The organism is Saccharothrix stipae (assembly GCF_054781895.1).
In genome coordinates this window covers 138,334-158,613 of record NZ_BAAGTN010000007.1, presented here as the reverse complement: position 1 = coordinate 158,613, position 20,280 = coordinate 138,334, and the positions used below count along the sequence as shown (strand labels likewise).

Genomic DNA, 20,280 nt, shown 5'->3' with positions numbered 1-20,280 from the left:
CGTCCATCATGGCCAGTCGAAGCCGAGGGAAACCCACCGTGCGCCATAGACCTCCCGTCCGCGTGCCCGGATTCAGACGAGCGCTGACGCTGCTCGTCACGGGCACCGCGATCACGCTCGGAGCGACTCTCGCTCCGCCCGTCGCCACCGCGTCCGAGCCCACACCCGCGCCACCGCCGGCCGTCGCGACCGACGCGAACACCCCGGCGCCCACGCCGACCGAGGTCAACGCCCTCGAATCGGCGAAGAGCTCCGGCAAGCCGGTCGAGGTGGCCGAGAAGACCACCGAGACCTCCACCGTCCTGGCCAACCCGGACGGCACGTTCACGCTCCGCTCGCACCCGCAACCCGTGCGGGTCAAGCAGAACGGCGCGTGGCGCGACGTCGACACCACGTTGACCAAGCGCCCGGACGGCGGCCTCGCCCCGGTGGCCGCCGCGATCGACGTGGTCTTCTCCGGCGGCGGGGTCACGCCGATGGTCACCATGACCGAGGCCGACAAGTCGCTGTCGCTGGCCTGGCCGGCGCCGCTGCCCGAGCCGGTGCTCGACGGCAGCGCGGCCACCTACCCGGACGTGCTCCCCGGTGTCGACCTGCGCGTCACCGCGGGCACCATCGGGTACTCGCAGGTCCTCGTCGTCAAGGACGCCAAGGCCGCGGCCAACCCCGCGCTGAGCGCGCTGAAGTTCACCGCGATCGGCCGGGGCCTCGCCGTCGACCGGGCCGGCAAGAGCCTGAGCGCCAAGGACGTCCACGGCAACCCGGTGTTCTCCGGGTCGACGCCCGTCATGTGGGACTCCACCCGTGACGACAAGGTGGGGCCCGCGCCGAGCGCGACCGAACCGGGCAGCGGCAAGCTGTCCGCGCTGGAGGTGTCCACCCGCGAGGTCGACGGTCCGGCCGCGGTCGAGCTGACGGTCGTCCCGGACCAGAAGGCGCTGACCGGACCCGACGTGCGGTACCCGCTGTACATCGACCCGGTGATGTCGCGCAACAAGGAGTCGTGGCTCGAAGTCACCAGCACCGACTGGCAGTACTACAACGCGGCCATGGACGCCCAGGTCGGCAACTGCGGCAACTGGACCGGGTGCGGCGGCAACTGGGTCGCGCGTTCGTTCTTCAAGTTCCTGACCCCGGACCTGCAATCGCGCAACGGCCGCAAGGCCATCCTGTGGAGCGCTCGGATGTACGCGCTCCAGACGCACGGCACCAGCTGCACCGCCGAGTCGACCACCGTCCACCAGGTCGCGCCCTTCTACTCCAACACCCGCTGGCCCGGACCGGGCGGCCACGCCATCGACACGCAGTCGTCCAACGCGGGCGACCAGTGCGGTGGCGCGCGCGAGGTGGCGTTCAACGTCGACCGCAGCGCGCAGGAGGTCATCGACCTCAACGCGGGCGACCTGCACATGGGCCTGCTCGCGCCGGACGAGGGCAACAAGTACCAGTGGAAGAAGTTCGGCAACAACCCCCGCCTCGACGTGACGTTCTCCTTCCCGCCCAACGCCCCGTACGACCTGTCGGTGGGCAACGCGTTCGACTGCGGCAAGGGCCTCATCACGCCGGACGCCTTCCCGACGCTGTACTCGAGGGCGACGGACAACAACGCGTCGCCGCTGAACCTCGCGCTGTACACGGAGATCTGGGACACCGCGCGGACGACCAACAAGGCGAAGACCACCAGCCCGCCGGAGATCGCGTCCGGCAGCCTCGGCAGCTGGCGGAGCGACGTCGACCTGGGCAACGGCAGCTACGACTTCCGCGTCACCGCGCACAACATCTTCCCCGGTGACGGCAACAAGAACCTGTGGGCGGGCGTCTGGTCGCCGTGGCTGAGGTTCACCACGCGCAGCGTGCCGATCACGCAGGCGCCCACGATCGCCAGCGGCGACTACCCGCAGGGGTACTGGGGCAAGCCGCAGAACCAGCCGGGCAGGTTCACCTTCACCGCCCTCGGCACCTCGAACCTGGCCGGGTTCACCTACACCTTCAACGGTTCCGGCACCCAGGTCGCGCCCACGAACTCGGACTGCGCCTACGACAGGACGTTCGGCACCGACGGCGGGTGGGTCACCGCGGCGGGCGGCCGGGGAACCATCACGGTGCCCCCGACGCTGGGCCCGGGCTACCACACGCTGCACGTGCGCAGCTTCGACGACGCGCACAAGCTCTCGCCGGAATCGGAGGCGTACACGTTCTACGTGGCGCCGAGCTACGTCACGCCCGCGCCGACCCAGCGCATCGAGGGCGAGGCCCTCGCGCTCAGCGGCATCGGCACCGGCCAGCTCGCCGCGACGCCCGCCGACGACCCACTCGTGTCCGGGGGCAGGTACCTGAAGCTGATCGCGAACACCGACGGCGCCACCGGGAAGATCCCCTTCACCGTGCCGGCGACCGGGGACTACGACCTCACCGCGGGCCTGGTCTCCAACATCGCCATCCCCGACCAGCTGCGGTTCACCCTCGACGGTCGCGAGATCCTCACCTACTGGCCGGGTGGCTCGCACTCCACGACCCGCACGTCCGACCTGCCGCTGACCGGCATGCGGCTGTCCGCCGGTCAACACGTCCTGGACGTGAAGATGGTGAAGAGGACGTCCTCGACCGCGACGACCTTCGTGGCGGGCCTGGACTACCTCCAGCTGTCGCCGACGGTGAAGCTCGACGGGGAAGCGCTGCCGCAGGTCGCGACCGACAAGCCGCTCGTGCGCTGGGGCGGCTGCTGCAACATGCCGGTGAAGAGCGACAGCTACCTGTACTTCGACGGTGACGGCGTCGGCCAGTCGTTCAGCCTCAAGGTCACGGTGCCGATCGAGGCGGACTACGCGATCGGCGCGGGCTTCGCGAGGTCCTCCACCTACGGCACGTGGTCGGCCGGCGTGGACGGGAGCCCGCTCGGCAGCACCTCGGTCGACGGTTACGACGACACCTTCACCGCCGGGTTCGCACCGCTGGGCGGGATGCACCTGACCGCGGGCGAGCACGTGATGACGTTCACGACCACGGGCACGAACCCGGACACCACCGGCATCCGCTACCGGATCGGGATCGACTACCTCACCTTCGTCCCGGTCAACAACGTGACCACGGCGAGCTTCGCCGACGCCATGAACAACAAGGGCATCAGCTCGGACGGCACGACGACGGCGGTGCTGGACTACTTCGGCGCGAGCCTGTCCGCGCAGACGCTGGCCGCGGCGGGGCTCGCACCGGGCAGGAAGGTGACGGTCAACGGCGCGACGTTCACCATGCCCGCGCCGAACGCGGCGGGCAACGACAACGTGGTGGCGATCGGGCAGACGATCCCGTTCCCGGCCGAGCAGCAGGTGAAGGCCAACGCGGTCGGCCTGATCGTCACCAGCACGTGCGGCAGGACGCAGCCGCGGACGGGCACGATCACCTACACCGACGGCACCACGTCGAACCCGCTGTTCCCGGAGACCGCCGAGTGGACGTGGCTGCCCGACGACCCGACCGGCATCAGGCTGCCGTACCGCAACGCGGGCCTGACCAAGCAGACGGACCACCACCCGGTGCTCTACCCGGTGTTCGTGCCCGCCGACCCGACCAAGACGGTCAAGTCGATCACGCTGCCGAACTACGGGACCGGCTTCCTGGCCGGCACCTGTGACCCGGCCCCGGCGCTGCACGTCTTCGCGATGGCTCCCCGGCCGGCGGGCACGGGCTGGGTCGGCGCGTGGGCCGCGCCGGCCGACAACGCCGTGGTCGTGCCGAACGGGTTCGCCGACCGGACCCTGCGCACCGTGCTCAAGCCCACCGTCACCGGTGCCCAGGTGCGGGTGAAGTTCGCCAACACGGTCAGCAGCACGCCGGCGACCATCGACGCGGCGACCGTGGCGGCGCAGTCCGGCACCGGCGCGACGACCACCGGCACGCCGGTGCCGCTGAGGTTCGGCGGCGCCGCCTCCGTCACCATCCCGGCCGGTGGCGAGGTGTACAGCGACCCGGTCGCGATGCCGACCGGCGGCAACCTCGTGGTAAGCCTGCACCTGCCGACGGCGGTGCCGCAGGCGCCGGTGCACGGCGAGTCGAACGCGCCGACGTACCTCGCGTCCGGCAACGTCGTGGGCAACGTCGACGGGGCTCCGTTCACCACGACGATGAACGGCAGCTACTACGTGTCCGCCGTGGACGTGTCCACCGCGGACCCGAGCCACGGCACCGTCGTGGTGCTCGGCGACCAGCTGACGGCGCAGGCCCCTCCCGGTCAGTCGCAGCGCAGCACGTGGGTGGACAACCTGCCCGGCAAGCTCGCCCAGTCCGGGGGCACCCTGCCCGGCGGCCTGATCAACGCGAGCCGGGCGGGCATCCCGGACACCGGGCGCTGGCGGATGACCGACGGCGCCGGCACCACCGCACGCGACTTCGCGGGCAGCGCCAACGCCACGGCGGCCGGCGGCGTCACGTGGAGCACCGACCACAACGGGTCCGCGGTCCTCAACGGCTCCACCGGGCACTTCCAGACGGCGGCGAAGGTGCTGGACACCGGCCGGAGCTTCAGCGTCTCCGCCTGGGTGAAGGTCGACGACCTGGCCGACTCCTACACCGCGGTGGCCCAGGACGGCGGCGCGGTCAGCTCGTTCGCGCTGCAGTACCACGCGCCGCACCGCCGCTGGTCGTTCTCGGTGATGCCGTCGGACGCGACCACCGAGACGCCGAAGCTGACGTCGTCGACCGCGCCGGCGGAAATCGGCAAGTGGACGCACCTGGTGGGCACCTACGACGCCACGACGCAGACGATCCGGTTGTACGTGAACGGCACGCACCAGTCGGCCGCGAGCAACGTGACCGTCTTCGCCGGCAACGGCCCGCTCACCATCGGCCGCCGGAAGTGGAACGGGCAGCCGGCCGAGTACCTCAACGGCGCGATCGCGGACGTCCGCGTGCACCAGCGGGCGCTGGCGCCGCTCGACGCCCAGTGGTCGTTCTGGCAGAAGGACTGGAACGCGTTCCCGAACACCGGGTCCGTGGGCGCGGGCAACATCAAGCTGGACGTCGACCGCTCGGTGCTCAGCGCGCCCGGCGTGCGCACGGTGCTGCTGGCGGCGGGTGCGAACACCGTCCTGCGCGGCGGGACAGCCGCCGAGGCCAGGGCGGCCCTGGAGCTGCTGATCAAGGCGAGCAGCCCGACCGGGATGAAGCGGCAGCTCCGGCCGGACGGCACGCCGGTGCACGTCATCCTGACCACGGTGCCGCCGCTGGGGCTCGACGGGTCCGATCCCCGCGAGGTGCAGCGCAGGCAGCTCAACAGCGACATGATGGCCCACTTCGCCGACTACGGCGCCGACTACGTCGTGGACTTCGACGCGGCCGTCCGCAGCGGGGCGGATCCCGGCAAGATCGCTCCGGAGTACCTGACGGGCGGCGTGGCGAACAGCGCCTACCACGACCGGATCGCGCAGTTCCTCGCGGACGCGATCAACGATTTCCCGCCGAGGGCCGAGCTCTAGGCCCTTCGCTCGCACGAGGGCCGCTCCCGCACCGGGAGCGGCCCTCGTGCCTTTTCCAGCCCGGGGCCGTCGACGTCAGGCCGGACCGAGCAGGTCCCACCGGTTGCCGGCGACGTCCAGGAACACCGCGACCCGCCCGTAGGGCTCCGCCCGGGGCGGCGTCACGAATTCAACGTCTGCAGAAATCATCCGGTCGTAGACGGCGTCGAAGTCGTCGACGCGGAGGAAGAACCCGACGCGGCCCGCGACCTGGTCGCCCACGACGGCGTCCTGGCGCGGACCGTCGGCGCGGGCGAGCAGGATCCCCGTCCCGCCGCCGGGCGGCCGCACCACGACCCACCGCTTCGGCCGGCCGTCGTTGGTCAGCGAGGGCGAGTCCTCGACCAGCTCGAAGCCCAGGACCTCGGTGAAGAACCGGATCGCCGGGTCGTACTCGGCGACGACGACGGTGACGAGATCAAGGCGCACGGTCGCGATCACACCACGCCCCGAGGCCGCCGCGCATCCCGCTGAGCCGGTTCGACGGAGGCGGCCGAGCGGCGCCCGTTGACCGGCCCGGCGGCCCAGCGCTGCGAAAAGGCCGCCGATCGCCCGTGACAGAATCGGCCGGGTGCAGATCGGGATGCTTGGGCCGTTCGTGGTGAGCACCGATGACGGCGTCGTCGCCGACGTGCCGGGCGCCCGGTTGCGCGGGCTGCTGATCGCCCTCGCGCTCGACCCGGGTCGGGTGGTCCCGAAGGCGACGCTCGTCGACTGGATCTGGGGCGAGCGCCCGCCGTCCGACGCGACGAACGCCTTGCACCGCCTGGTCTCCCGACTGCGGAAGGTGCTGCCGGACGGAGTGGTCGAGGGGCGGACCGACGGCTACCGGTTGCGGGTGGAACCCGACGCCGTCGACGCCGTGCGGTTCGAACGCCTCGTCGCCCGCGCCCGCCGTGACGACGACCCGCGGCGGGTCGGGCCGCTGCGCGAGGCCCTGGCGCTGTGGCGCGGTGCGGCCATGCAGGACGTCGGGTTGCCGGAGAGCGCGGCGTTCGACGCGGCGGTCACCCGGCTCGAAGGGCTGCGCCTGACCGCCATGGAGGACCGGTTCGACGCCGAGATCGACCTCGGCCACGGCGCGGAGCTGGTCACGGAGCTGACCGACCTGGTGGGCGCGCACCCGGTGCGGGAACGGCTCGTCGCCGCCCTGATGCGCGCCCTCGTCGCGACGGGCCGCGACACCGAGGCGCTGCTGGTGTACCAGCGCACGAGGGAGGCCTTGGCCGACTCGCTCGGCGTCGACCCGTCGCCGGAGCTGGCCGCGGTGCACGTGGCGCTGCTGCGGGGCGAGCTCGGCCGGCGGGAGGACAACCGGAGGACCAACCTGCGGGCCGAGCTGACCAGCTACGTCGGCAAGGAGGCCGACGTCGCCGCGGTCCGCGAACTCGTCGCCGAGCACCGGCTCACCACCGTGATCGGACCGGGCGGCTCGGGCAAGACCAGGCTGGCCACCGAAACCGCGCGCACGCTGCTCGGCGACCTGCCGGACGGCGCCTGGCTGGTGGAGCTCGCCCCCCTCGGCGCGGACCGCCATCCGGAAGGTGGGTCCGACGGGCAGGCGAGCAGGAACAAGATCGCGCAGTCGACGCTCACCGGGCTCGGTCTGCGGGACGCCCTGCTCGGCGAGGCGCCGCACGCGGAGCTGACCGAACGGCTCATCGCGGCCATCCGCGACCGCGAGGCGCTGCTCATCCTGGACAACTGCGAGCACGTGATCGAGTCGGCGGCGACGTTCGCCCACCGCGTGCTCGGCGAGTGCCGCCGGCTGCGCATCCTGGCGACCAGCAGGGAGCCGCTCGGCATCACCGGTGAGGCGCTGTGGCCGGTCGAGCCGCTGGCCCTGCCCCCGGAGGGCGCCGGTCCCGACGAGGTCGAGTCCTCCCCCGCCGTCCGGTTGCTCCGGGACCGGGCCGCCGCCGTGCGCAAGGACCTCACGCTCGACGCCGGCACGGTGGCGACGATGGCCCGCGTCTGCCGGGCGCTGGACGGGATGCCGCTGGCGATCGAACTGGCCGCGGCCCGGTTGCGCACCATGTCCGTCGAGCAGCTGGCCAACCGGCTCGACGACCGGTTCCGACTGCTGACCGGCGGCAGCCGGACCGCGTTGCCGCGGCACCGGACGTTGCGCGCGGTGGTCGACTGGAGCTGGGAGCTGCTCACCGACGCCGAACGGCTGGTCCTGCGCAGGCTGTCGGTGTTCTCCGGCGGGGCGGGCCTGGAGGCGGCCGAGCGGGTCTGCGTCGGCCACGGGGTCGAGCAGGAGCAGGTGCTCGAACTGCTCACCGCGCTGGCCGAGAAGTCGCTGCTGCGCGCCGAGGGCGACGGCGCACCGCGCTACCGGATGACCGGCACGATCAAGGAGTACGCGGGGCAGCGGCTCACCGAGGCGGGCGAAGCCGACCTGGCCCGCCGCGCGCACCTCGCGCACTTCACCGAGCTGGCCGAGACCGCCGAGCCGCGCCTGCGCCGCGGCGAGCAGCTGACCTGGCTCGCCACGCTCCACGGCGAGCACGACAACATCGGCGCCGCGATGCGTGGCGCGCTCGCGGCCCGCGAGGCGCACGCGGCGATGCGGCTCGCGGCGGGCGCCGGCTGGTACTGGTGGCTCAGCGGGCACAAGACCGAGGGCATGGAGCTGATCACCGCGGCCGCCGGCACGCCCGGTGAGGTGCCCGACGAGATCCGGGCCATCGTGTACGGCCTCATCTCGATGTTCGTCAACTCCGGGCCGAGCGACGAGCACCAGGCGGCCGAGTGGATCCTCAAGACCTACGACATCAGCACGCGGGTCCGGAGCACCCACCCGGCGCTGAGGCTGGTCGCCCCGCTGGAACGCCTCTTGCGGGCACCGGACCCGGACGAGGTCGTGCCCGCGTGGGAGCTGTTGTTGGGCGACGACGACCCCTGGGTGCGCGCGCTGGCCCGGCTGCACATCGGCAAGATGCGGATGCTGCTGGGCCAGGGTGGGCGCGAGGTGGACGCGTACCTGGAGACGGCGCTCGGCGAGTTCCGGGCGCTCGGCGAGCGGTTCGGGATCTCCTTCGCCCTGTGCGAGCTGGCGGACCGGATCGCCATGCGCGGCGAGTTCGCCGGTGCGTGCGAGTACTACGAGCAGGCGGTCGCGGTCATCACCGAGATCGGCGCCGTGGACGACGTGATCCCGCTGTGGTCGCGACAGGCGCAGCTGTACTGGCTGCTCGGCGACGAGGACGCCGCCTCGGCCGCCGCGGCCGAGGCGCAGCGCCAGGCGGAACGGGTCACCTGGCCGGGCACGCTGACGTCGCTGGCCCTGTCGAAGGCGGAGCTCGCCCGGTGGCGCGGCGACACCGAGGAGGCACGCCGGCAGCTCTGCGTCATGACGACCGAGCTGGGCGACGAAGCGCGACGGGCGAACATCCGCGGGGTGACGCACGACCTGCTCGGCTACCTCACCGACGACCTCGACGAGGCCCGTGCGCACTGCGCCGCGGCTTGTGAGGCCGCGGCCGAGGCGGGGCACGCCCCGTTGATCGCGCGGGTGCTGGTCGGGGTCGCGGACCTGGCGCTGCGCCGGGACGAGCACGCGCAGGCCGCGCGGCTGCTCGCGGCGAGCGCCGGGGTGCGCGGGCTGCGCGACCGCTCCCAACCGGACGTGGCCCGGATCGAACGGGCGGCACGGAACCGCCTCGGCGACGCGCGGTTCGCCGAGGCGGTTCGGGAGGGGACGGGGACGAGCTGGTCCGAGCTGGTCGCGGTCACGCTCGCCACGTGACTACCGGGCCGTGTCCGTCCAGGTGACCGGCAGGGCGTGGACCCCGTAGATGTTCATGTCGGACTTGACCCTCACTTCGCCGGCAGGCACGGCCGGCTCCAGGGTCGGGAAGCGACGCAGCAGCCCTTCGAAACCGGCACGCATCTCGATGCGGGCCAGTTGCTGGCCGAGGCACTGGTGGACGCCGTGGCCGAAGGACAGGTGGCCGCGCGCCTGCCGGTGCACGTCCAGGGCGTCGGGGCGGTCGAAGCGCAGGGGATCGCGGTTGGCGGCCAGCAACGAGACGACGACCGTCGATCCCTTGCCGATCGTCTCCCCGCCGACCTCGATGTCCTCCGTCGCGTAGCGGTAGAAGATGTCGGCGACGCACAGGTACCGCATCAGCTCCTCGACCGCGCCGGGGAGCAGGTCGAGGTCGGCGCGCAGCTCGGCCAGCTGCTCGGGGTGCTCCAGGAGCGCGAACGTGCCCAGCGCCAACATGTTGGCGGTGGTCTCGTGGCCCGCGAGCAGCAGCAGGAAGGCGATGCCGACCAGCTCCTCGATGGTGAGGTCGTCCTGGCGGGCCAGGTCGGACAGCAGGTCCTCGCCGGGTGCGGCGCGCTTGCCCGTGACCAGTTCGGCCAGGTAGGACGTCATCGCGCCGTACGCGGCCATCTTCTCGTCGAGCGCGACGTCCTTCTCCAGGAACTTGGCGGAGTTGACCTGGAACGTCTCCCGGTCGGCGTAGGGCACGCCGAGCAGCTCGCAGATCACCAGGGACGGCACCGGCAGCGCGAACTCCTTGACCAGGTCGACGGGCGGGGTCAGGGCCGCCATGTGGTCCAGCTGCCGCTCGACGGTCTCGATGATCTGCTCTTCCAGCGTCTTCATGCGCTTGACCGTGAAGGCGCCGGTGAGCTTGCGCCGCAGCCGCGTGTGGTCCGGCGGGTCCATGCTGACGAACAGGCCGGGCACCTGCGGTGCCGGTTCGGTGTCGGCGGGGATGCCGGGCGTCCCGTAGGGCACGTGGACGACGTCGAGGTCCCGGCGGGAGCTGAACCGGGTGTCGGCCATGATCTGGCGGACCGCGTCGTAGCCGGTGACGAGCCAGCCCTCGTGACCGTCGGGGAAGACCAGGGGGCTGACGGGCCGGGCCTCGCGCAGCCGGGTGATCTCACTGGGCGGGTCGAAGGGGCCGGCATCGCGATCCATGGGCAGGCCGTGCGGGACGGGAACCGTTTGGGTCATCGGACTTCCTCTCGTGATGGCGCCAACCATCACCGCCCGAGCTGCCACGCCCCTGTCACGCCCCTGACACGACCGGTTTCAGCAGGTGGGGGTGCGGCGTTCGAGCATCACGGTGTCGCGCCACACGCCGTGGTGCCGGGCGATGCGCTCGCGGACGCCCACGGTGCGGTAGCCGGCGGCGTGGTGCAGGGCGATGCTGGGCCGGTTCTCGGGGAAGATCGCGGTCTGCAACGTCCACAGCCCACCCTCGTCGGCCGCGGTGACCTGCCGGTGGAGCAGGGACTTGCCGACGCCGCGGCCGCGGAAGCCCTCGCCGACGTAGACGGAGGTCTCGGCGACTCCGGAGTAGCACTCGCGGGCCGAGACCGCGGTGGCGGCGGTCCAGCCGGCGACCCGGCCGTCGACGACGGCGACCCAGCGGTGGTCGGGCAGCCACTTGGCTTCCAGGGTGCGGCGGCTCGGGGTCTCGGTCTCGAACGTCGCGTTGCCGGTGGCGATGCCCTCGGCGTAGATGCGGCGCACGTCGGCCCAGTCGTCGTCGGTCAGGGCGCGCACGGTGACGTCGGCGGGCAGGTCGGTCGGGCAGCACGGCCGCGTCACGATGGTGCCCATGACGGCGTCCGCGGCGTGCGGCAGGCCCGTGCAGCACGCCGGGTTGACCGACACCAGGGTCGCGGTGCCCTCCTTGCGCAGCCGGACGAAGCCCACGTCGGCGAGCTTGCGCAGGTGGTGCGAGCAGGTGGACTGGCTGACGCCGACGGCCTCGGTCAGCGCGCCCACGGTGATCTCGCCGGGGTGGGTGGCGACGGTGTGCAGCAGGCGCACCCGGGTCGGGTCGGCCAGGCAGGCGAACCACTCGGCGTAGGTCGAGGCGTCCTCGGGTGCGAGCCCGACCGCGGGCAGCGTCGTCGTCATGACCCCAGTCTATCGACCGGTCTCGATGGTTGCGTTCATCGACCCCACTCGATAGATTGCCCCTTGTTCGATCGAAGAGAGCCGATGAAAGGGGTAGCTCGTGACTGAGCTTCCAGTGGTCGTGGTTGGCGCGGGGCCGGTCGGGCTGGCCGCGGCGGCGCAGCTGCTCGAACGCGGTGTGCGGCCGTTGGTGCTGGAAGCGGGCCCGCAGGCGGGTGCGGCGGTGGCGCGGTGGCACCACGTGCGGCTGTTCTCGTCGTGGTCCGAGCTCATCGACCCGGCCGCGCGCCGGTTGCTGGAGCCGACCGGCTGGACCGCGCCGGCCGGCCAGGACTACCCGACCGGCGCCGAGTGGGCGTCGCGGTACCTGGTGCCGCTGGCCGAGGCGATGGACGAGCACGTCCGGGTGGGCGCCCGCGTGGTCGGCGTCGCCCGCCGCGGCCGGGACCGGGTCGTCGACGCGGGTCGCGACACCGAGCCGCTGACCGTGCACGTCCGGACCGCCGACGGCGAGGAGCGCATCACCGCACGGGCCGTGGTCGACGCGTCGGGCACCTGGGGTTCGCCCAACCCGCTGGGCGGTGACGGGCTGCCGGCGATCGGGGAGCGCACCGCGGCCGACCGGATCACCTACCACGTGCCCGACCTGGACCACGAGGTCGAGCGGTACGCGGGCAAGCGGATCGCGGTGGCGGGCAGCGGGCACTCCGCGCTCACCGCCCTGATCGCGCTGACCGACCTGGCGGCCGAGCACCCCGGCACGCACGTGACCTGGCTGCTGCGCCGCGGCGCGGTCGGCACCGTCTTCGGCGGCGGCGAGGCCGACCAGCTGCCCGCCCGCGGTCGACTGGGGCTGAAGGCGAAGGCCGCCGCGCAGGCCGGGCACGTCGAGGTGGTCACCGGCTTCCGCACCGCCGAGGTCGAGCGCGACGGCGACCGGCTGGTCCTGGTCTCGCAGGACGGGCACCGGCTGGACCCGGTGGACGAGGTCGTGGTGCTGACCGGGTTCCGGCCGGACCACTCGTGGCTGTCGGAGATCCGGCTGGACCTGGACCCGGTGTTGCAGGCGCCGACGAAGCTCGCGCCGCTGATCGACCCGAACGTGCACTCGTGCGGCACGGTCTACCCCCACGGCGCGAACGAGCTCCGCCAGCCGGAGCCCGACGTCTACCTTGTCGGCATGAAGAGCTACGGGCGCGCGCCGACGTTCCTCGCGATGACCGGCTACGAGCAGGCGCGCAGCGTCGTCGCCGAGATCGCGGGCGACCACGAGGCCGCGGCCGGGGTCGAGCTGACGTTGCCCGCGACCGGCGTGTGCGGCGGGTCCGGGGTGTTCGACGTCGAGCCGGCGGCCGCGGGCGGTTGCTGCGGCGGCCCGTCGGTGGCGGACTTGGCGCTGACGGCTCCGAGTGCGCGCGTCTGACGTCCAGCAGCCCGGCACGATCGAGGGGCGTGCCGGGCTGCGCCCCGTCCTGGTGGTGCTCTGCCTGAGCCAGATCACCGGCTGGGGCATCCTCTTCTACGCCTTCCCGGTGCTCGCGCCGTCGATCAGCGCGAGCACCGGCTGGTCGCTGCCCGCCATCACCGCCGGGTTCTCCCTGGCCCAACTCGTCTCGGCCGCCGTCGGCGTGCCGCTGGGCCGGGTGCTGGACCGGCGCGGGCCGAGGCTGGTGATGGCCGTCGGGGCCGTCGTGGCGGCACTCGCGGTCGTCGGCATGGCGACCGCACGGTCGTTGGTGGTGTTCACGTTGGCGTGGACGGTGATCGGCGCGGCCATGGCGGCGGTGCTGTACCAGCCCGCGTTCGCCGCCCTGACCCGCTGGTACGGCGAACGCCGGGTGGGCGCCCTCACCGTGCTGACCCTGGTCGGCGGCCTGGCGAGCACGGTGTTCGCGCCGCTGACCGCGGGCCTGGCCGAGCACCTGGACTGGCGTGGGACCTACCTCGTGCTCGCCGCCGTGCTGGCCGTGATCACGATCCCCGCGCACGTGTTCGGCCTGCGCCGGCCGTGGCCACCGCACGAGCACGAGACCACCCACGCACCGGACGCGATCGCGCGCAGCGGACCGTTCGTCGTGCTGGTCGTCGCGCTGAGCCTGGGCGCCTTCGCGGTGTACGCCGTCGTGGTCGCACTCGTGCCGCTGCTGGCCGAACGCGGCCTGTCCACCACCACCGCGGCCTGGGCGCTCGGGCTCGGCGGCGTCGGCCAGGTCCTGGGACGCCTCGGTTACACCCGGTTCGTCGCGATCGCCGGCGTGCGCACCAGGACCGTGGTCGTGCTGCTCACCGCGTCGGCCACGACGCTGCTGCTGGGACTGATCCCCGGCCCGGCCGTCCTGCTCATCGCCGCGGCCGTCCTCGCGGGCACCGCGCGAGGTGTCTTCACCCTCATCCAGGCCACCGCCGTCACCGATCGCTGGAGCGCCGCCCACTACGGCCGGCTCAGCGGCGTGCTCAACGCACCCATGGCCATCACCGCGGCGGTCGCGCCCTGGGCGGCAACCGCGTTCGCGGGCGCACTCGGCGGCTACCCGGCGGTGTTCGTGCTGCTGGCCGTGCTGGGCGTGGTGGCGGCGGCCGCATCGGTGAAGTCGGTGCCGCGGCCCACCGCGCCGCAGCGGGTTCCCCCGATCTCGGCGGACGAACCCGGCTAGCGGCGTCGGGTGGCGCGCACGACGACGTCGTGGAGGGGAACCGCGCGGCCGGGGAGCGTCCGGTGGCCCTCGTGCGCGGTGACGACCTCCCAAGCTGTCCCGTCCAACCGGGCCGTGATGGCCTCGGCGGTGGCCGACGCCTCGGCGGGCGGGTGGTGCCCGCCGCCGGGGGTGTGGAGGTGCCCGACGATCAACAGCGTGCCGCCGGGTGCGACCCAGCCCGCGATGCGGTCGTAGAACTCCAGCTGCGACGTCGCCGGGTGGGCGTAGTGGGTGGTGACCAGGTCGAACTCCGTGCCGGGGTGCCAGACGCCCAGGTCCGCCTCGACCCACCGCAACCGCTCGGACGCCCCACTCGCCGCCGCGCGTTCGGCGGCGCGGGCGAGCGCCTCGGCCGAGATGTCGACCGCGGTCACCCGCCACCCGTGCGACGCGAGCCAGATCGCCTCCGCCCCGGCGCCGCACCCCGCGTCCAACGCCGTGCCCGGTGCCAGCTCACCGGTCTCGCGGGCGAGGTACGGGTTCGGCGGGTTGCCGGCCATCGATGCAGGGCCGCCCCCGCTCCCCTGCTGCCAGTGCTGCTCCCAGAACTCCTTGTCGAACCCGTGTGCCACCGGCCGTCCTCCTCGTTCGCGCCACCCCGTCCACCGATGGTGGCCAAGGGAGAGGAGAACCGGCAAATCCTGTTGCCGGATTGGCAACCGATCCGGGCGGCCGGGGTGTCTACGGCGCCAGCCCGCCGGCCACTTCCTCCAGACCGGGCCGGTCGAGCACGTCCAGTCGCTGCTCGTCCGCCGACCCGGAGCGCTTGACCAGGCCCTTGCGCTCCAGGTGGCCCAGGGCCTTGCGGAGCTTCTCGGTCACCAGCGAGCCCTTGCCCTTGGCCGCGAACTCGTTCTTCTCCTCGGCCGGCAGGGTCGACGTGACCGCCTTCTTCCACGGGGTCAGCAGGGCGGCGCGCGGGATCGACGGCGCGTCGCCCGCCACGTCCAGGATGATCCCGGCCAGCACGCGCCCGAAGTCGTCCTGCCGCGCCGTGCGGCGCTGGACCAGCTCCGCCAACGGGGTGTGCCCACCGCCGCCGGGCACGTCGAGCGTGGTCAGCCGCGCCCACAACGCCTGGTCGGTCGCGGTGGGCTCGGCCCCGTCGGGCAGCTCGGCGAGCACGGCGGCGCGGTGGGCGTCGATGGCGGAGCCCAGGGCGAGCACCAGGTCCGTCAGCTCGTCGCGGACGTCGTCGCCGCGCAGCCGGCGGGCCGCGGGCGCGATCAGCCGGTGGTGCTCGCGCACCAGCGTCTCGAAGTGGGCGGTCTTCGTGGCCTTGGTGGCCTCCTCGGCCGCGTCGCGCTGGAACTCGACCTGGCTGATCTCCCCGGCGGCCGCACGCGCCCGCGCGGTGGCGCGTTCGGCGCTCTGGTGCGTGCGGGCCACCGTGATCCGGTCGAGCATCGCCCGCAGCACCCGGTCGGTCTGCTCGACGTAGGCGTCGGCAGCCAGCAGCCGCCACGTCTCGGCGTCCCGGCTGCGCAGCGCGAGGTTGATGAAGCGGTCGGCGGCGTGGTCGTCGTCGGGCTCGTAGGGCAGCGTCTGCGCGGTCACCAGCGAAGTCTATGCATGGTCGCCGCACCGGGCATGAGCACACCGACGTGGCGACTACCAGCGCGAATGCACCCGCCGAATCACCTGTGCGCAGCCGGCGCACCGACCGGGGACGTCTTCGGGCGACGACTCACGGCGTGAGAGGTCGCCCGAGGAGGTCGTCGATCTCGTGAGGCCCTGCCGGCTTGGCGAAGAACCAGCCCTGGCCGGTGTCGCAGCCGATCCGGTGCAGGCGCTCGGCCTGTTCCCGGGTCTCGATGTCCTTGGCCGTCACGCCGAGCTCCAGCGCGTGCGCCAGCTGCACCAGCGTGGACACGATCCGGGCATCCACCGGGTCCTCGTCGCCCGCCGTCCGCAACCCGGCCATGAACGAGCCCTCGATCTTCAGCTCGTGCACCGGCAGCTGCGTGAGGTAGGCCAGGTTCGAGTAGCCCGTGCCGAAGCCGTCGATGGCGATCCGCACGCCCAGGCCCGACAGCGCCCGCAACGTCTCCAGCGGCTCGTCGGCGGTGCCCATGATCGCGCTCTCGGTCAGCTCCAGCTGGAGGTGGTGCGGCGGCAACGCGCACTCGTCCAGGATCCGCTCCACGTCCCGCACCAGCTCCGGATCCCGGAACTGGCGCACCGCCAGGTTCACCGACACGAACGGCGCGGCGTCGCCGAACTCGTCCAACCACCGCCGTGCCTGCTCGCACGCCCCGCGCAGCACCCACCGGCCCAGCGGGACGATCAGGCCGGTGTCCTCGGCCAGTTCGATGAACCGGTCCGGCGTCAACCGCCCGAACTCCGGGTGCTGCCACCGCACCAGCGCCTCGACCCCGACCACGGTGCTGTCCTCAAGCCGCACCAGCGGCTGGTACTGCACGTAGAACTCGCCGCGCTCCAGTGCCTGCGGCATGGTCGCCGACAGGGTGAACCGGGCGACCTCCCTCGCGTTGCGCTCCGGGTTGTACAACGCCCAGCGAGCCCTGCCGTCGGCTTTGGCCCAGTACTGCGTGATATCGGCGTCACGGATCAGGTCGGCGGCCGTGGTGCCCGACAGCGCGCGCTCCACGATGCCGATCGACGCCGACACGGTCAGCTCGTGCCCACCGATCCGGATCGGCGTCTCCAGCTCGCGCAGCACCCGGTCCGCGATGTCCACGAGGGTCTGCACGCCGGTCGTGTCCTCGACCAGGATGACGAACTCGTCACCACCCATCCGGGCGACCAGCTTCCCCTCGCCGGACACCGAGTGGTCCAGCCGCCGCCCCACCTCGACCAGCAACTGGTCGCCGATGTCGTGGCCGAGGCTGTCGTTGACGACCTTGAACCCGTCCAGGTCCAGGTAGCACAGGCCGGCGCGGTGGCGCGCCCTGTTGTCGAACACGCGACCGAGTCGTTCCAGGAACAGCGCGCGGTTGGGCAGACCGGTCAACGGGTCGTGCAACGCCTGGTAGCGCAGCCGGTTCTGGAACAGGTGCCGGTCCGTGTTGTCCTCGATCATCGCCACCTGGTACTGCGGGTCGCCGTGGTCGTCACGCACCAGCGACAGCGTCAGCCGCGTCCACACCTGCTCGCCGTCGGCCCGCAGGAACCGCTTCTCCGCCCGGTTGTGGCCCGCCTCGTCCCCGGCGGCCGGCGGGTTGTGCGGCCGCCGGACGCCGTCACCGTCCTCCGGGTGCATCAGGTCGCGGATGTTGAACAGCCGCATCTCCTCGACGCTGAACCCCAGCATGTCCTGCAACGCCTGGTTCACGTCCAAGATCCGGCCCTCGACGTCGGCGAAGAGCATGCCGATCGCCGACTGGGTGAACAACACCCGGTAACGCGCGTCCGAGGCGAAGTCGAGAGGTCCGGGCGGAGGTTCGACCGGGTCGGTGTTCGCCGACTCCAGCTCCGACAGCTCCGCACCCTGCGCGTCGAGCAGGCGTTGCAGCCGGTCGAGCCCGAGCGCGGTGTCCAGCAGGATCTCGTCGGCCGTCAGCGGGGTCGACTGCGGGACGACGGCGGCGTCGTCCCGGGGATCGGGCGAGGTGATGCCCAACTGCCGGATCCGGCTCTCCAGGCGACCGATCTTGTCCTGGAGGAGCTCGGTCAACGCCGCGGCCCGCTCCCGCTCCTGCTTGGCCTGACCGAGCTGGCCCTTCGCCCGGCCGCGCTCCCGGTCGGCGTCGAACAGCCGTCGGTGCACCTGTTCGATCTCGGTCCGGTAGCCGGTCACCTCGGCCAGGTGGCGGTCGCGTTCGGCGGTGAGGTGGGAGATCAGCGCGGACAGCCGCATGAGCACGACCTGGAGCACCGCGATCGCCTGGGACGAGCGGTGCTCGACCTGCACGCTCTCCAGCAGCTGCCGGCGCGCCGTGCTCAACTCGTCGGTGACCTCGATGAGGCGGCGCTGCGTCGCGATAGTCTCCGCCTGCGCGCGCACCAACCTCGTGTGGGCGTCGACCAGACCCGGCTCCGCCGGCGGCGGGTCCACCCGCCTGGTGTACACGGCCCGCTGCCACAGCTCCCTGACCGCGCGCTTGCGGTCCGGCCGGTGCCGCTCGTCGGGCGTGCACGCCTCGACCACGGCCTCGACGAACTTCCACGGCGGCAGCTGGTCACCCGCCAGTTGCTTCGACACCGTCGTGTCGCTGCACCCGCAGTGCCCGCCGATCGCCCTGAGCGTCAGCTCCGAGTGGTCCACCAGGCCACGCAGGTGCCGAGCCAGGTCGTGCCGCGCCCGGTCGTCGCCTTTGAGGGCACCCCACGGGCGACCTGACCGCATTCCCACCTCGCACCGCATCCCGTCCGCGGACAACCGGCGGTTGTCCGCGGCGGACCACATTGCCCGCACGGACAAGTGCGGGACCGGCCTTGAGCCGCGACCGTACGGCTCAAGGCAACGGCCGAGACGCGGACGACCGGAGGAGACGCATTATGGCGGACGTGATGGCATGGGCGGGCACCGCCGCGGTGGCGATCGGTGTCCTCGCCCGCCTGCCGGACGCGGGCACGAAGTTCGTCCGCACCCTCATCCCCCTTGTCCGCGCGTGCCGCGACCTGTGGGCGGAACTGCGCGGGCTCGGCCGTCACGGCCGTGACGGCACCGAGTGACCGGCGTCGCGGTCCTCGGTGCCGTCACCGCCGTGCTGTCACCAGGTGATCGGGAGGGTGGCGATGTAGTCGGTGAGCAGGCCGGAGAGGACCCGGTGGTCGTTGAGGGAGAAGTGCCAGTCGCAGCCGCCGTAGTCCAGCCGGGGGTCGTCGATCTTCCAGAAGCGGACCTTGGCGTCACCCCGCGCGTTGCGGTCGGCGACGACCTGCTCGGCGGTCTGGGCGTACAGGTTCGGAGCGCTGACCACGATGACCGCGTCGGGGCCGTACTGCGTCCGGAGCTTGTCGAGGAAGCCGTGGTAGGCGGCCTTGAAGGCGGTGACCAGGCTCTCGGGCGTCCACGGCTCGCCCGCGTTGACCGGGGTGGAGAAGTCGTTGTTGCCCAGGCCGACCACGACCAGCCGCGGTCGCCACGTGTCGGGGTTGCGCCACACGTCGCCGGCGACGTGCTGGAGGGTGCGTTCGTAGGAGGTGCGGAAGTCGACGCCGGGCTCGCCGCCGTTGTAGTTGCGCACCATGCCGCGACCGGAGTGGGCGTTGACCTGGTAGTCGGCGCCGAGGCGCTTGGCGGTGAGGGCGCCGAAGCTCAGGTCGGTGTTGGTGTTGCGGGCGACGCCGCCGTTGGCCGAGCAGTCGCGGGTGGTGGAGGTGTTGCCGTAGCCGGCGGTCTGGGAGTCGCCGATGAACTCGATCTGCTTGGTGCGGGCGGCGGGCTTGGCGAGGATCTCGCCGCCGGGTGCGGCGACGAAACCGCCGAACTGGCCCGCGACCCACGTGCTCTCGGTGCGCTTGACCAGCCGCACGGTGTGCTCGCCGTTGGTCAGGCCGTTGATCTGGTGGGTGACGCGGCCCGGGGTCACCAGGGTGGCGACGGTCGCGCCGTCGACCTGGACGTCGTAGTCGTTGTCGGCGTCGTTGAGCACGATCCCGACGCCCGTGCCGCGGAAGCGGCCCTCGAAGTAGATGCCGGGCCAGGTGTACTGCACGGCGCTGGTGGAGGCCTTGACCCGGCCCACGGTGTGCGCTCGGGCCAGGACATCCGCCGGCGGCGTCGACGTGGTGGTCGTGGTGGTGGTGGTGGTCGTCGTCGTTGTCGTGGTGGTGTCGCCGGTGCACCGGGTGCCGTTGAGGGCGAAGTCGGTGGGGGCCGGGTTCGAGCCGTTCCACGAGCCGTTGAACCCGAACCCGGCGCTCCCGCCGGTGCCCAGGGAGCCGTTCCAGCTCGCGTTGTCGACCGAGACCTTGGCGCCGGACTGGGCCACCTTGCCGCCCCAGAGCTGGGTGACCGACTGGCCCGCGGTGAACGACCACGTCAACCGCCAGCTCGGGACCGGGTCGCCGAGGTTGGTCACGTTCACGCTCGCGGTGAAGCCGCCCGGCCACTGGGAACCGACCTGGTAGGTCACCCGGCAGCCCGCCGCGGCCTGCGCGGGGACGGTGGCGAGGGTGACGACGGCGGTCGCCGCGGTGGCGATGCCGATGGCGGCGGCCAGCCGCGTCCTACGACGGGTGACGTGCATCTGGGTCCTTCCGAGGGCGG

12 protein-coding genes are annotated in these 20,280 nt (G+C 72.5%); 5 read left to right on the top strand and 7 right to left on the bottom strand.

From position 1 onward, the window contains the following. Nucleotides 1–62 precede the first annotated feature (62 nt). Nucleotides 63–5,471 (top strand): LamG-like jellyroll fold domain-containing protein, encoded by a 5,409-nt coding sequence (locus ACYVLT_RS13490; protein WP_461120499.1) that lies wholly within the window; start codon nt 63–65, stop codon nt 5,469–5,471. A 75-nt stretch (nt 5,472–5,546) separates the two neighbouring features. Here the strand turns inward: ACYVLT_RS13490 and ACYVLT_RS13485 are convergent, their stop codons facing one another. Continuing rightward, a complete protein-coding gene (locus ACYVLT_RS13485; RefSeq protein WP_461120498.1) occupies nt 5,547–5,939 on the bottom strand; it encodes a VOC family protein in 393 nt (130 codons plus the stop codon). A 142-nt stretch (nt 5,940–6,081) separates the two neighbouring features. On the opposite strand from ACYVLT_RS13485, the gene ACYVLT_RS13480 reads away from it, so the two are divergent. After that, nucleotides 6,082–9,264 (top strand): BTAD domain-containing putative transcriptional regulator, encoded by a 3,183-nt coding sequence (locus ACYVLT_RS13480; protein WP_461120497.1) that lies wholly within the window; start codon nt 6,082–6,084, stop codon nt 9,262–9,264. On the opposite strand, the gene ACYVLT_RS13475 is transcribed toward ACYVLT_RS13480, so the two are convergent. Both ACYVLT_RS13475 and ACYVLT_RS13470 read right to left on the bottom strand, forming a co-directional pair. Further along, nucleotides 9,265–10,491 (bottom strand): cytochrome P450, encoded by a 1,227-nt coding sequence (locus tag ACYVLT_RS13475; protein WP_461120496.1) that lies wholly within the window; start codon nt 10,489–10,491, stop codon nt 9,265–9,267. 78 nt (nt 10,492–10,569) lie between these two features. After that, nucleotides 10,570–11,406, bottom strand: a complete 837-nt coding sequence (locus tag ACYVLT_RS13470; RefSeq protein ID WP_461120495.1) for a helix-turn-helix domain-containing GNAT family N-acetyltransferase — start codon at nt 11,404–11,406, stop codon at nt 10,570–10,572. Between the two features lie 100 nt (nt 11,407–11,506). Here ACYVLT_RS13470 and ACYVLT_RS13465 point away from each other — a divergent pair, with 100 nt between their 5' ends. Further along, the gene (locus tag ACYVLT_RS13465) at nt 11,507–12,829 is read left to right on the top strand and encodes an NAD(P)-binding domain-containing protein (RefSeq protein WP_461120494.1); all 1,323 of its coding nucleotides are present in this window, start codon (nt 11,507–11,509) and stop codon (nt 12,827–12,829) included. Continuing rightward, nucleotides 12,816–14,060, top strand: a complete 1,245-nt coding sequence (locus ACYVLT_RS13460; RefSeq protein WP_461120493.1) for an MFS transporter — start codon at nt 12,816–12,818, stop codon at nt 14,058–14,060. Before ACYVLT_RS13465 ends, ACYVLT_RS13460 begins: the two co-directional genes overlap by 14 nt. Here ACYVLT_RS13460 and ACYVLT_RS13455 read toward each other — a convergent pair. The 3 genes from ACYVLT_RS13455 to ACYVLT_RS13445 form a co-directional block, all read right to left on the bottom strand. Then, a complete protein-coding gene (locus ACYVLT_RS13455) occupies nt 14,057–14,674 on the bottom strand; it encodes a class I SAM-dependent methyltransferase (RefSeq protein ID WP_461120492.1) in 618 nt (205 codons plus the stop codon). The two genes, ACYVLT_RS13460 and ACYVLT_RS13455, sit on opposite strands and share 4 nt — an antisense overlap. 109 nt (nt 14,675–14,783) lie before the next feature. Beyond that, entirely contained in the window at nt 14,784–15,659 is an 876-nt protein-coding gene (locus tag ACYVLT_RS13450; RefSeq protein WP_461120491.1) for a hypothetical protein, read from the bottom strand. A gap of 130 nt (nt 15,660–15,789) precedes the next feature. Beyond that, nucleotides 15,790–18,411, bottom strand: coding sequence for an EAL domain-containing protein (locus ACYVLT_RS13445; RefSeq protein ID WP_461120490.1), 2,622 nt, complete (start codon nt 18,409–18,411; stop codon nt 15,790–15,792). Between the two features lie 152 nt (nt 18,412–18,563). On the opposite strand from ACYVLT_RS13445, the gene ACYVLT_RS13440 reads away from it, so the two are divergent. Next, on the top strand, nt 18,564–18,740 hold the full coding sequence (locus ACYVLT_RS13440; RefSeq protein WP_461120489.1) for a hypothetical protein: 177 nt from the start codon (nt 18,564–18,566) through the stop codon (nt 18,738–18,740). A 38-nt stretch (nt 18,741–18,778) separates the two neighbouring features. Here ACYVLT_RS13440 and ACYVLT_RS13435 read toward each other — a convergent pair whose 3' ends face one another. Then, the gene (locus tag ACYVLT_RS13435) at nt 18,779–20,260 is read right to left on the bottom strand and encodes a cellulose binding domain-containing protein (protein WP_461120488.1); all 1,482 of its coding nucleotides are present in this window, start codon (nt 20,258–20,260) and stop codon (nt 18,779–18,781) included. Nucleotides 20,261–20,280: the final 20 nt, after the last annotated feature.

Excerpts from the sequence above, each read along its gene's own strand:
- ACYVLT_RS13475 (WP_461120496.1), bottom strand. The coding sequence starts at position 10,491 with ATGACCCAAACGGTTCCCGTCCCGCACGGCCTGCCCATGGATCGCGAT.
- ACYVLT_RS13470 (WP_461120495.1), bottom strand. The coding sequence starts at position 11,406 with ATGACGACGACGCTGCCCGCGGTCGGGCTCGCACCCGAGGACGCCTCG.
- ACYVLT_RS13445 (WP_461120490.1), bottom strand. The coding sequence starts at position 18,411 with ATGCGGTCAGGTCGCCCGTGGGGTGCCCTCAAAGGCGACGACCGGGCG.
- ACYVLT_RS13440 (WP_461120489.1), top strand. The coding sequence starts at position 18,564 with ATGGCGGACGTGATGGCATGGGCGGGCACCGCCGCGGTGGCGATCGGT.
- ACYVLT_RS13435 (WP_461120488.1), bottom strand. The coding sequence starts at position 20,260 with ATGCACGTCACCCGTCGTAGGACGCGGCTGGCCGCCGCCATCGGCATC.